General features: G+C 67.7%; 14 protein-coding genes. 8 read left to right on the top strand and 6 right to left on the bottom strand.

Going from position 1 to position 12,099, the window contains the following annotated elements; genetic code table 11:
• The first annotated feature begins 188 nt into the window (after nt 1-188).
• Genes grpE through rsgA form a run of 4 tightly spaced genes read left to right on the top strand, consistent with a single transcriptional unit; the run spans nt 189 to nt 3,373 of the window.
• Nucleotides 189-938 carry a nucleotide exchange factor GrpE gene (gene grpE, locus ACXMDP_RS01235; protein WP_259729011.1) on the top strand — a complete coding sequence of 250 codons (750 nt, stop codon included), beginning with the start codon at nt 189-191 and terminating at the stop codon, nt 936-938.
• Entirely contained in the window at nt 938-2,050 is a 1,113-nt protein-coding gene (dnaJ, locus tag ACXMDP_RS01230; RefSeq protein WP_259729012.1) for a molecular chaperone DnaJ, read from the top strand. Before grpE ends, dnaJ begins: the two co-directional genes overlap by 1 nt.
• A 22-nt stretch (nt 2,051-2,072) precedes the next feature.
• Nucleotides 2,073-2,336 (top strand): sulfurtransferase TusA family protein, encoded by a 264-nt coding sequence (locus tag ACXMDP_RS01225; RefSeq protein ID WP_259729013.1) that lies wholly within the window; start codon nt 2,073-2,075, stop codon nt 2,334-2,336.
• Nucleotides 2,337-2,338: 2 nt separating this feature from the next.
• Nucleotides 2,339-3,373 carry a ribosome small subunit-dependent GTPase A gene (gene rsgA, locus ACXMDP_RS01220; protein ID WP_259729014.1) on the top strand — a complete coding sequence of 345 codons (1,035 nt, stop codon included), beginning with the start codon at nt 2,339-2,341 and terminating at the stop codon, nt 3,371-3,373.
• On the opposite strand, the gene ACXMDP_RS01215 is transcribed toward rsgA, so the two are convergent.
• From ACXMDP_RS01215 to murC, 3 genes are all read right to left on the bottom strand, one after another.
• Nucleotides 3,348-3,683, bottom strand: coding sequence for a YbaB/EbfC family nucleoid-associated protein (locus ACXMDP_RS01215; RefSeq protein WP_094511181.1), 336 nt, complete (start codon nt 3,681-3,683; stop codon nt 3,348-3,350). The two genes, rsgA and ACXMDP_RS01215, sit on opposite strands and share 26 nt — an antisense overlap.
• Before the next feature lie 91 nt (nt 3,684-3,774).
• Nucleotides 3,775-4,695 (bottom strand): UDP-N-acetylmuramate dehydrogenase, encoded by a 921-nt coding sequence (gene murB, locus ACXMDP_RS01210; RefSeq protein WP_259729015.1) that lies wholly within the window; start codon nt 4,693-4,695, stop codon nt 3,775-3,777.
• 3 nt (nt 4,696-4,698) lie between these two features.
• Entirely contained in the window at nt 4,699-6,141 is a 1,443-nt protein-coding gene (murC, locus tag ACXMDP_RS01205; RefSeq protein ID WP_259729016.1) for a UDP-N-acetylmuramate--L-alanine ligase, read from the bottom strand.
• A 162-nt stretch (nt 6,142-6,303) separates the two neighbouring features.
• Between murC and ACXMDP_RS01200 the strand changes: the two genes are divergently transcribed.
• Complete coding sequence (locus tag ACXMDP_RS01200) at nt 6,304-7,326, top strand: type I glyceraldehyde-3-phosphate dehydrogenase (protein WP_094511178.1); 1,023 nt, start codon at nt 6,304-6,306, stop codon at nt 7,324-7,326.
• A gap of 171 nt (nt 7,327-7,497) precedes the next feature.
• Here ACXMDP_RS01200 and thiL read toward each other — a convergent pair whose 3' ends face one another.
• Both thiL and ACXMDP_RS01190 read right to left on the bottom strand, forming a co-directional pair.
• Nucleotides 7,498-8,541 (bottom strand): thiamine-phosphate kinase, encoded by a 1,044-nt coding sequence (gene thiL / locus ACXMDP_RS01195; protein WP_259729017.1) that lies wholly within the window; start codon nt 8,539-8,541, stop codon nt 7,498-7,500.
• Entirely contained in the window at nt 8,534-9,598 is a 1,065-nt protein-coding gene (locus ACXMDP_RS01190; RefSeq protein ID WP_457767009.1) for a peptidylprolyl isomerase, read from the bottom strand. Before ACXMDP_RS01190 ends, thiL begins: the two co-directional genes overlap by 8 nt.
• A 155-nt stretch (nt 9,599-9,753) precedes the next feature.
• Here ACXMDP_RS01190 and efp point away from each other — a divergent pair, with 155 nt between their 5' ends.
• A complete protein-coding gene (gene efp / locus ACXMDP_RS01185) occupies nt 9,754-10,314 on the top strand; it encodes an elongation factor P (protein ID WP_094511175.1) in 561 nt (186 codons plus the stop codon).
• 6 nt (nt 10,315-10,320) lie between these two features.
• Nucleotides 10,321-10,809, top strand: a complete 489-nt coding sequence (gene accB, locus ACXMDP_RS01180; RefSeq protein ID WP_094511174.1) for an acetyl-CoA carboxylase biotin carboxyl carrier protein — start codon at nt 10,321-10,323, stop codon at nt 10,807-10,809.
• A 37-nt stretch (nt 10,810-10,846) separates the two neighbouring features.
• On the opposite strand, the gene pdxA is transcribed toward accB, so the two are convergent.
• Nucleotides 10,847-11,863 carry a 4-hydroxythreonine-4-phosphate dehydrogenase PdxA gene (gene pdxA / locus ACXMDP_RS01175; protein WP_255100485.1) on the bottom strand — a complete coding sequence of 339 codons (1,017 nt, stop codon included), beginning with the start codon at nt 11,861-11,863 and terminating at the stop codon, nt 10,847-10,849.
• Here pdxA and ACXMDP_RS01170 point away from each other — a divergent pair.
• Nucleotides 11,862-12,080, top strand: coding sequence for a hypothetical protein (locus ACXMDP_RS01170; RefSeq protein ID WP_255141020.1), 219 nt, complete (start codon nt 11,862-11,864; stop codon nt 12,078-12,080). The two genes, pdxA and ACXMDP_RS01170, sit on opposite strands and share 2 nt — an antisense overlap.
• Nucleotides 12,081-12,099 lie beyond the last annotated feature (19 nt).

Raw genomic sequence — 12,099 nt, 5'->3', positions numbered from 1 at the left:
TATGTGGGGCTGAGATTTCACGCACCCAAGGCCCCTTTCTAGACCAGATCCCCTCTGAAGGGCTGCTTGTTTGCCGCGATCATGGCGCACCTGGTGAGTGACGGATGCCGAGGTGCGGGCTTCCGCCGCTTGTGGGAGGCACGCGTCACCCTCCAACATGTTGGTGTCAGATCTGCGATCCAGCCGGCATGAGTGGCGAAGCCTCTTCCTTCTCCCAGGATTCTGAGGCCCCTGCGGAGGCACCTCAAGCGGCCTCCACGGAGGCCAATGTCGAGGGTCTTGCCAGCGAGGCGAATGAATTGATCACGCAGCTCGAAGCCTCCGCGGCCTCGGCCGACGCCTCCGCCCAGGCCGATGCCATCGGTTCGGAGGCCGGTGGTCCCGAGCAGCGGATTCAGGAACTGGAGGCGACGCTCAGCAGTCTCCAGGCCGAGCACGAGGGCGTGCGCAGCCAATACATGCGCATCGCCGCCGACTTCGATAACTTCCGCAAGCGCCAGAGCCGCGATCAGGACGAGCTGCGCATGAAGATCACCTGCTCCACGCTCGCGGAGATCCTGCCGGTGGTCGACAATTTCGACCGGGCGCGCCAGCAGCTGGACCCCCAGAACCCCGAAGCCCAGGACGTGCATCGCAGCTACCAGGGGCTCTACAAACAGCTGGTCGATGTGTTCAAGAATCTGGGCGTCTCGCCGATGCGCGTGGAGGGGGAGCCGTTCGACCCCAACCTGCACGAAGCCGTGCTGCGGGAGCCAAGCGACGAGGTGATGGAGGACGTGGTGATCGCCGAACTGCAGCGCGGTTACCAGCTGGAAGGCCGGGTGATCCGTCATGCTCTCGTGAAGGTGTCGATGGGCCCCGGTCCTGCCGGTGGGCCCAACGCCGCCAACGCCCCGCACGGGGACACTGAACCCATGGCCGGCGCGGATCCGAGTTGATGGCCGATTACTACGACCTTCTGGGTGTCAGCCGTGATGCCGACGCTGACACCCTCAAACGTTCCTACCGCCGGCTGGCGCGGCAGTTCCACCCGGACATCAACAAGGATCCCGGCGCCGAGGAGCGCTTCAAGGAGATCGGGCGCGCCTATGAGGTTCTGAGCGACCCCCAGACCCGCGCCCGCTACGACCAGTTTGGTGAAGCGGGTGTGTCCGGTGCCAGCGGCGGCCCCGACATGACGGATATGGGCGGCTTCGCCGACCTGTTCGAGACCTTCTTCAGCGGTTTCGGGGGGGCCGGCGGTGCCAGTGGTCCCCGCCGCCGTGGCCCGCGCCAAGGCGATGACCTGCGCCTTGATCTCACGATCGGTTTCAGCGAGGCCGTGTTCGGGCAGGAGCGCGATGTCCAGATCCGCCACCTGGAAACCTGCGCCACCTGCGAGGGCAGCGGCGCCAAGCGGGGCAGCGGGCCCACCACCTGCGGCACCTGCTCCGGATCCGGCCAGGTGCGCCGTGCCACCCGCACCCCATTCGGCAGTTTCACTCAGGTGGCGCCATGCCCCACCTGCGAAGGCACCGGCCAGGTGATCGCCGATCCCTGCGGCGATTGCGGCGGCCAGGGGGTGCAGCAGGTGCGCAAGAAGCTGCGCATCACCATTCCAGCCGGCGTCGATTCAGGCACCCGGCTACGGGTGACGGGCGAGGGCAACGCGGGCCAGCGGGGCGGTCCGGCCGGTGACCTTTACGTCTACCTGTTCGTTCAGGCCCACGACCACCTGCGCCGTGAAGGCATCCACATCCAATCGGATGTCACGATCAGCTATCTCCAGGCGATCCTCGGCGACAAGATCGAAGTCGACACCGTTGATGGTCCTGAAACCCTGGAGATTCCTGCTGGCACCCAGCCCGGTGCCACGCTCACGCTCAACAACAAAGGGGTGCCGCGGCTGGGGAATCCCGTGGCCAGGGGGAACCATCACGTCACCGTGAAGGTGCATATTCCCACCAAGCTCTCCAGCCACGAGCGGGATTTGCTCGATCAGCTCGCCGGTCACCATTCCGGCAAGGAACACCCGCACAAGAGCGGTCTTTTCGGGGGACTGTTCGGGTGAGGGCCGCCGCCTGCCCATCACCATGAAGCCCGCTGATGCCTCCACTGCTCCCGCGCCGGCCCAGTGCCTTGACCTGCGCGGCACACCTTGCCCCGTCAACTTCGTGCGCACGAGGCTGGCGCTTGAAAAGCTGCCGCCAGGTGCCTGGCTTCAGGTCGATCTTGACGCAGGCGCCCCTGAGTTACTGGTGAGCGAGGGCATCCGCGAAGAGGGGCATGAGGTGCTGCGCATGAAGCCCATCGATGGCGCCGGGGCGCGTCTGCTGATCTGCCGCGACGGGGCCTGAGCGTGGAGCAGGAGCCGGTCACCGGCCGGGTCGTGGCTCTGCAGGCCAATTTCTGCAGGGTTTGGCTCGATCGGGCCGGCCCTGACAATCAGCTCGAACTGCTGTGCGTGCGGCGCACCCGGCTGGGCAAGAGCGGCCAGCAGGTCCATGTCGGGGATCAGGTGAGCCTCGATGGAATCGACTGGGCCGCCGGTCGCGCTGCGGTGAGCCGCCTGTTTCCTCGCGGCAGCCGGCTGGAGCGGCCCGCCGTGGCCAACTGCAGCCGGTTGCTGGTGGTGGTGGCGCTGGCGCAGCCGGAGCCGGATCCCGTCCAGATCACCCGCTTTCTCCTGGCGGCAGAGGCCACCGACCTGCAGGTGGAGCTGGTGCTCAGCAAGGTTGACCTGGTGTCCCGACCCGCCCTGGAGGCGTGGCTGGTTCGCCTGAAGGGCTGGGGGTATGACCCGATCGGCCTGAGCGTGGCCACAGGTGAGGGGCTCGAGCTGTTGCGGCAGCGGCTGGTGAAACCGGGTATCACCGTGCTGTGCGGCCCTTCCGGCGTGGGCAAGAGCAGCCTGCTGAACGCCCTGATTCCAGCGCTTCAGCTGCGGGTGGCTGCAGTGTCCGGGCGGTTGCAGCGTGGCCGCCATACAACGCGGCACGTGGAGCTGTTCGCGCTGGGATCCGAGGCCCTGCTCGCCGATACGCCGGGATTCAACCGGCCGGATCTGCCGCTCGATCCCACCCGGCTGGCCGCGTTGTTTCCTGAAATGCGAGAGGCGCTGCGTTCGGGTGCGTGCCGGTACCGCAACTGCTTGCACCGCGGCGATCCCGGTTGCTGCGTCGGCACCGACTGGGACCGTTACCCCCACTACCTGCAGGCCTTGGAGGAGTTGTTGGCGGCCGGTGGCTCAGGGCCAGCGCGCCGTACGCAGGAGCCGGATGTTCAGGCACAGCGGACCGAGGTGCGGCTGGATCGCCGGCAGCGCCAGCCCTCTCGCCGCCGGCTGCGGCAGAGCCAGCAGGAAGGGCTCAGCCCCCCATCCCCGTCAGATTGAGCCCACCGGTGAGCTCTTCCATCCGCTCCTTCATGGTCGCGGTGGATTTTTCGTAGGCGGCCCGCAGCGCTTCGAGGGCGGCGGCTTCGGTGGCTTCGGCGCCGCAGGCCACCAGTTCAGGAGCCAGCCTGACCCGCAGGGGCTGTTGATTGCCCGAGAGCCACACGCTGGCTCGGCCGTCCTCACTGGTGCCCTCCAACTCCATGGCATCCAGTTCGTCCTGCAGTTTCTGGGCGTCCTGCTGGATCTGCTGAGCCTTGCGGAACGCTTCGGTGAGCTGGCCGAAGTTGGGAAGACCGAAGCCTGCCATGGGGACGATGTCGTGGGGCCACAGCGTACGTGGGCCGCCACGGTCGTTCAGCAGCACCTCTGGAACGGCTTGCCCCCCGCCGACACCCTGTTCAATCGGACATCGTTGCCCGATCGAAGCTGCCCAGGCGCTTCACTTCCGGGTGGAGCTCCAGGCCATGGGCCTGACGCACCCGCTCCTGCACCCGTTCGATCAGGCGGTTGATCTGCGCGGCGGTGGCCTCCCCCGTGTTGACGATGAAGTTGGCGTGCATGGGCGACACCATGGCGCCGCCCACCGTGCTTCCCTTGAGGCCGAGTTCCTCGATCAGCCGGCCCGCCTTGAGCGGTTCCGGGTTGCGGAACACGCTTCCGCAGCTGGGCAGGTGGTAAGGCTGCGTTCCGGTGCGGCTCTGCAGATTGGCGCTCGTGCGCCGGTCGATCGCACGCGGATCATGGCCGGCGCTCAGCTGGAACCGGGCCGAGAGCACCAGCAGCGGCTCCTCCTGCAGGCGGCTGTGGCGGTAGGCGAACTCCAGGCTCGACGCCGGCAGGATGAAGGGAACGCTGCCCGGATCCGGCGCCACCACGGTGACGTCGCGCAGCACTTCCGCCGTGCAGCCTCCCTGTGCACCGGCGTTCATCGCCACAGCCCCCCCCACGGTGCCCGGGATGCCCACGGCCCATTCCAGCCCGCTCAGGCCCGCCCGGGCCGCCCGGCGCGCCAGGGTGGGAATCGGTTCTCCCGCTCTGGCTTCCACCAGGCCCGTGCTGGCGTCCAGCTGGCTGCCCTGGAGGCGGCGTGAGCAGAGGGTCAGGCCCGCCAGGCCGCTGTCGCTGATCAGCAGATTGGAGCCCGCGCCGATCAGGCGCCAGGGCAGACCGCGCTCCCAGGCCCAGCGGGCCATGGCGTGAAGCTCTTCCTCACTGGAGGGTTCCCCGAACCATTCGGCGGGGCCGCCCACCTTCCAGGTGGTGTGAGCGGCGAGCGGCAGCTGGGCGCTCAGATTGGCCGGTGGTTCGCCGCCCGCCATCCCTCAGGCAGCCAGGGGTGTGACGACAGCGGCGCCGGGCAGGGCCTTGAGCCGGTCCCACAGCCCGTTGACGTCCCCGGCCCCCATCGCCAGCACCAGGTCACCGTCCTGGCTCAGCGTCGCCACGTCCTGGGCAAGGTGCTGCATGTCGGCTGCCACGCGCACCTCAAGGGCGGGGTGCAGCGCGGCGATGCGCTCCGCCAGCGATCCGCTCGACACCCCGGGGAGTGGCGCTTCGCCGGCGGCATACAAGGGCGCCAGCAGCACGGCATCGGCCTGGCCGAGGGCCTGGGCAAACGCTTCGCCGAATTCCGCCGTGCGGCTGTAGCGATGGGGCTGGAACACCGCCACCACCCGCCGCGGCACCGCCGGCAGCGGGCTGCGGCCGGTGCTCACCATCAGCCGCGCCATGGTCAGGGTGGCATTCACTTCGCTGGGATGGTGGGCGTAGTCGTCGACCACCAGACGCCCCTGCCAGCTGCCGCGGAAATCGAAGCGGCGGCCGGGGGCGCTCAGGGAGGGAATGGCCTGGCTGAGCGCTTCGAACGGCACCCCTTCCAGCCGGCAGGCGGCCAGGGCGCCGGTGGCGTTGCTGAGGTTGTGACGCCCGGGCAGCGGCAGCCGGAACTGCCCCACCTCTGTGCCCTGCTCGTAGAACGCGGCCAGGGTGCCGTCCCCCTCTTCTGCCACAGCGATGGAGGCGAAGTCGGCTCCGTCCGCGCTCTCGATCGACCAGCAGGCGCTGGGCTGAAAATGCTGGTGCAGCACCGGGCAGTCCCGGTTGGTCAGCAGCCGGCCGCAGCCGGAGGCGAATTGCTGCAGGGTGCCGATCAGGGCCTCCAGGTCGGCGTAATGGTCGGTGTGGTCGAGTTCGAGGTTGGTGATCACACCCAGGCTGGGCCGAAACTTGACGAGCGAACCGTCGGATTCGTCGGCTTCCGCCACCAGCAGCCTGCCGTTGCCCACCCGGGCGTTGCTGCCGAAGCCTGGAACGATGCCGCCGATCACGGCCGTGGGGTCGTTCGCGGTGGCGGCCAGCAGGGTGGCGACCATGGTGCTGGTGGTGGTCTTGCCGTGGCTGCCGGCGATCGCGATCGCGTCCTGGCTGTTGATCAGGGCCGCCAGCACATCGGAGCGGTGCACCACTGACAGACCCACGCGGCGGGCTTCGACCAGCTCGGGATTGGTCTGGGGAACGGCGGAGCTCACCACGATCTGCGGATCGGCCGCGGCTGTGGTGCGGATCGCCTCGATGGTGGTGGCGCTCTGCTCCTGAAACACCCGCACACCCCGGCGGCGCAGGGCCTGCAGCACGCTGTTGTCGCGGGGGTCGGAGCCGCTGACGGAAAAGCCCCGCTCCACCAGGATCTCGGCCAGGGCGGACATGCCGATCCCGCCGACACCGATGAAGTGCAAAGGCTGCCCGCGATCGACCAGCAGTCCCAACGGCGTCTCCAGGATGAACCGAAACTTAAGCGGCAGGATCCCCGCTTGTCCCTGCTGAGACACCTTGTGGCACCCGGCATGGCTCCCGTGGGGGCAGGGGCGCCATTTCTGTATGATCGGCAGCCAAAACCTCCCTTGTTAGCGGGTTTGCCCGCTGTTGCCATGGCTTTGCGTGTTGCGATCAATGGATTTGGCCGGATTGGTCGCAACTTCATGCGTTGCTGGCTGAGCCGCGGCGAGAACACCGGCATCGAAATTGTCGGCCTCAACGACACCTCCGATCCGCGCACTAACGCACACCTGCTTCAGTACGACTCCATGCTCGGTAAGATCCGGGACGCCAAGGTGAGCCACACCGATGACGCCCTGATCGTCAATGGACGCACCATCAAGTGCTTCTCCGACCGCAACCCCCTGAACCTTCCTTGGAAGGAATGGGGTGTGGATCTGGTGATCGAAGCCACCGGCGTGTTCATCGACAAGGAAGGGGCAGGAAAGCACATTCAGGCCGGTGCCCGCAAAGTGCTGATCACCGCTCCCGGGAAAGGTGATGGCATCGGCACCTTCGTGGTGGGTGTGAACGCCGATCAATACACCCATGACGGCTTCGACATCATCAGCAATGCCAGTTGCACCACCAACTGCATGGCACCGATCGTCAAGGTGCTCGATCAGGCCTTCGGCATCGTCAAAGGCACGATGACCACCACCCACAGCTACACCGGTGACCAGCGCATCCTCGATGCCAGCCACCGTGATCTGCGCCGGGCCCGCGCTGCTGCCATCAACATCGTTCCTACCTCCACTGGCGCTGCCAAGGCTGTGGCTCTGGTGTATCCCCCGATGAAAGGAAAGCTCAACGGCATCGCTCTGCGGGTGCCCACCCCGAACGTGTCGGTGGTCGACCTGGTGCTGGAGGTGAGCCGCGGAACAACCCGCGAAGAAGTGAATGCGGTGCTTGAGGAATCGTCACGGAACGGCATGAAGGGAATCATCAAGTATTCCGATCTGCCGCTGGTGTCCTCTGACCATGCCGGCACTGATGAATCCACGATCGTGGACGCTGACCTCACCCTGGTGATGGGCGACAACATGGTGAAGGTGATCTCCTGGTACGACAACGAGTGGGGCTACAGCCAACGCGTTGTTGATCTGGCCGAAGTGGTGGCCCGCAACTGGGTCTGATCCTCCCGTTCCTCGTTCGCCCGGATCGCCCTTCTTCCGAATCGGGCCGTATTGCCAACTGAATCGGGTCTTCCTGCACGGCCTCTCCTGAGGCGAGGGGTTTCGCAGGGAGGCCCTTTTTTGTGGGGCCGCCGCAACGCTGGTTTGCCCGGCCACGTGCTCCGGCACGCTTCAGCCGAAGTGCCGGAACCCGGCTGGGCCCTGCAGTGGCTCCTCTGTTCCCTGCCAGAGCAGCCGTCCTGTGCCGGCCACCAGCCGGCCGAGGCAGTGCACCCCCGGCAGGCAGGCCTGCAGGCGCTGGGCCCACCGCTCCGGCAGGGCCAGCACCAGCTCGAAATCTTCTCCGCCGCCGAGGCACCAGTCGGTGGCCTCCCGCAACGGCGCCATGGCCGGATCGATCGGCAGGGCTGAGCGATCCAGCAGCGCATCGCAGCCGCTGGTGCGGGCGATGGCAGTGAGTGCCGCCGCGAGCCCATCGCTGCTATCGGTGCCGCCCACCCGCCAGGCATCCCCGGGGGGCTGGCTTTGCTCCAGAGCAGCCACCACATCAAGACGCGCCTGAGGGCGCCGGTGTGCTGCGATCGCCCGCTGCCGCAGGTCTTCAGGCAGGTCGGTGGCGGCGATGCTGCCGGTGATGAGCCCGTGCAGCGGCTGCTCCAGCAGCAGCGCCAGGCCCAGGCGGCTGAGCCCGTGGAGACCACTGCACACCAGCACGTCACCGGCACGGCCGTCCTGCCGTCGGATCGGCCCCTGCGGGCCCAGCCGGCCCAGGGCCGTCACCGCCAGCAGGCGCTCGCTGCCGCTGCTGCAGTCGCCCCCGAGCAGCGGCGCGCCGGTGGTGGCCAGTGCCGCGGTCAGGCCGCCGTACACCCCTTCCACCCAGGCCCAGAGGGTGCGGGGTGGAGCCACCAGGCCCACGGTGAGCCCCACAACCTCACGGCAGCCCATGGCGGCCAGATCCGACAGGTTGGCGGCGGCGGCACGCCAGCCCAGATCGCCAGGGCCCATGGTGGCGTCGCTGAAGTGCACCCCCTCCACCAGCACATCGGTATTGACCACCAGCACCCCGCCAGCGCGCTCCTCGATCAGGGCGGCATCGTCATCGAACTGGCCCGGCGGCGCGAAGGCCCGCAGACGCTCGAGCAGTCGCCATTCGCCCAGATCGCCGAGGGTGGGCGTGGAGCCCTCGCCGCAGGCGGCCGGTGACTCAGGCATGGGGCCGCAGGTTCTCGGCCCCCTCCAGCACCGTGGCCTTGACGATGCCGTCATCGGCGGTGAGTTCTTCGAGCACATCAAAGCCGTCGGTGACGTAGCCGAAGGCGGCATAGCGCCCATCGATCAGGTTCAGCCCAGCGGGGGTCAGCTCGGCTTCGAACAGGAAGAGGAAGAACTGGGAGGAGCCGTCGTCGAGGGCTTCATCGGAATGGGCCCAGCCCAGGGTGCCCTTGGTGGCGAAGGGCAGGGTCGGGGTGGCCTTGAACAGGCCCAGGTCCTCGAAGGTCTGGTTGTAGAAGGGGGACGCTTCGCCGGGTACCTTGATCTCCAGGGGCACCGGGCGGTTGCTGTGGGTCTTGGGATCCACGAAGCCGTCTGCGGGACCGGCGGGATCGCCGGTCTGCAGCACATAGAAGTCTTCGGCCCGGATGAAGGGAAGATCGTCATAGAAGCCGCGCTGCACCAGGTCCACGAAGGCCCCTGCGGTGAGCGGCGCGTTGTAGCCGTCCACAACGGCGGTGAGATCGCCCTTGGTGGTGGTGAGTCTCACGGTGGCCCGGCCCAGCAGCCGCGGCAGGTCGTCGAAGGCGGCAGGAATGGTGAACGGGAACGGACCCACCAGCTCGGCCTCGGCGGCGCCGATCCGGCTGAGTGCCTCGCGGCGGGCATCCAGGAAGGCCTCCCGGTCCTGGCGCTCAGCTGCTGTCGCCATGTCCTGGAGGGATCCTTGCAACTGTTCGAGCAGGGCTTCCGCCTTGTCGCGGTCCGCCGGGTCGAAGCTGTCGAGCAGACCCACACGACGGGTACCCAGCAGCGACTGGGAGCGGCGCACCACATTGGTCAGGGCGCTCCAGCGCTTGGCGCGCAGGTCGTCGCTGGTGCTTTCGAGCCGGTGCTGGAGATCCTGCAGATCGGTGGCTTCGATCGGCAGCGCATCCCGCAGCAGGGCAGCGGGATCGGTGACGGCATTGCCCGGGGGTAGGGCTGCAGCGACAGGTCGGGGCGCCGTCAGCCCCGTCGCTGCGCAAAGCACCACGGCCAGGAGCAGGGCCCACAAACCACCGACCCGGGTCCTCCGCATCTGTCCGTCTGCCGTTTTCCGGACTTTGGCACAGCCGGCCGGTCCCGTTCCATCCGGCGCTGTCGCTGCAGCCGCACGGCGGGGAGGGGCCGAAGGGCAGCCGTACAATCCCGCTGACCCGTTCCCTCGGAATGATCTCCAGCAACGACTTTCGTACAGGCACCACGATCGAGCTGGATGGTCAGGTCTGGAGGGTCGTCGAGTTTCTGCATGTAAAGCCCGGTAAGGGTTCCGCGTTCGTGCGCACCAAGCTCAAAGGTGTGCAGAGCGGCAGCGTGGTGGAGAAAACCTTCCGCGCCGGCGAAACCGTTCCCCAGGCCCTGCTGGAGAAGTCCACCCTTCAGCACACCTACATGGAAGGTGACGACTACGTGTTTATGGACATGGGCAGCTACGAGGAAACCCGCCTTACCGCCAACCAGATCGGCGATGGGCGCAAGTACCTCAAGGAGGGCATGGAGGTCAATGTGGTGTCGTGGAATGGGTCCCCACTTGAGGTGGAGCTGCCCAACTCCGTGGTGCTGGAAGTCACCCAGACCGACCCCGGCGTCAAGGGTGACACCGCTACCGGCGGCACCAAGCCGGCGATCGTGGAAACGGGCGCCCAGGTGATGGTGCCGCTGTTCATCTCGATCGGTGAAAAGATCAAGATTGATACCCGCACCGACAGCTACCTGGGTCGGGAGTCCTGAAGCGCCATGCAACTCGACAACAACCAGCTCCACGCCCTGCTCACCTTCCTTGAAGGCAGCGACATCCAGGAGTTGAAGCTGGAGGGGGAGGATTTTCGTCTTGAGGTGCGCCGCAACCTGCCGGCCCCCAACCCCGTTCCTGCGCCTGCCGCCTACGCCCCGGTGGCGATGGCAGCCCCCGCGCAGGCTGCGCCAGCCCCAGTCGCCCCCCAGCCCTCCAGCGCGCCGCCTGCCGCCGCCGCCCTGCGGGCCGATCTGGTGGAGGTCACCGCCCCGATGGTGGGCACCTTCTACCGGGCAGCTTCACCGGGAGATCCCCCCTTCGTGGAGCTCGGCAGTGTCATTTCGGTCGGCCAGACCGTCTGCATCCTCGAAGCGATGAAGCTGATGAATGAGCTGGAGGCGGAAATGACCGGCCAGGTGGTGGAAATCCTGGTGGAGAACGGCACCCCGGTGGAGTTCGGCCAGGTGCTGATGCGCGTCAAGCCCGGCTGATCCGCGCTGGTGTCCAGCAGCCCCGCTCCGCTGCCGATCAGCCCAGGTCCCAGGCGGCGGTGAGAGCCGCCACCATGCTGTCGGCGCGGGCGATGCCAAGTCCGGCGATGTCGAAGGCGGTGCCGTGATCGGGGGAGGTGCGCAGGAAGGGCAGCCCCAGGGTCACATTCACGGCCGCATCGAAGGCGAGCAGCTTCACCGGAATCAGGCCCTGATCGTGATACAGAGCCAGATAGCCGTCCGATCCCTCACCGTCACCACGCCAGGCGGCGGCGGCACCCAGCCAGCAGGTGTCGGGCGGCACCGGCCCCACCAGCTCCACGTCCGGATGGCGTCGCCGCCAGCGGTCCAGTGCCGGCACCAGCCACTCGACCTCCTCTTTCCCGAGCTGGCCTGCTTCGCCGGCATGGGGGTTCAGGCCCGCCACTGACAGCCGCGGATAGGGCTTGAACCGCTGGCAGAAAGCCAGCAGAACGTCGAGCTTGCGCTCCACCAGCGCCCCATCGAGACAGCGCGGCATGGCCGCCAGCGGGATGTGCGTGGTGGCCAGCAGCGTGTTCAGACGCCAGGCGGTCAGAGGGGAGCGGGCTGTGAACAGCATCGAGGCCTCCATGCCGCCGGCCAGTTCCGCCAGCCGTTCGGTCTGGCCGGGGTAGTGATGGCCCGCTGCATGCCAGGCGTGCTTCGCGATCGGCGCTGTGGTGATGGCGCGGCAGCGGCCGCTGGTCACCAGCGCTGTGGCGGCGGTGAGCCAGGCGAAGCTGGCGGCACCACTGGCCGCTGAACCCTGGCCGGGCTGTGGCGCTACCTCCAGCGGCAGGTCCAGCACCTCCAGGCCGCCGGGGTCGGCCAGGGGAACGCTGCTCAGCGGCTCCAGGCGCCGGTGGGTGTCTTCCAGCCAGCGGCGGCAACCCACCAGCACCACCTCCGCTTGCCGATCGCCGAGCAGGGCCAGAGCCTTGAGAGCCACTTCCGCACCGATGCCAGCCGGGTCACCGAGGGAGACGGCAATGGCAGCGGGCTTAGTCTCGCGCTGATGGGAGAGTGACGACATGTTTCGGTGGTTTCTGATCGGATTGGCGGTGGTCGGAACAGCCGTCGGTCTGGAGCGGGGCTGGGTCACCGTGGATGGCTGCCGCTTCATGCAGGACACGAAGCTCCCCACCCTCAAGAACCTTCAACCGGATGCGGCCGGAGTTTGCCCCGAGCCCGGCGCTGACGCCTCCCCCGCCGACAGCCAAAGCATCGAACGGGTGTTCACCCGCCGCTGAACGGGCCCGGCGGAGTCGG

Source organism: Cyanobium sp. ULC065 (assembly GCF_977927515.1).
The sequence above is the reverse complement of the archived record's forward strand: the minus strand, read 5'-3'. Positions and strand labels throughout refer to the sequence as shown.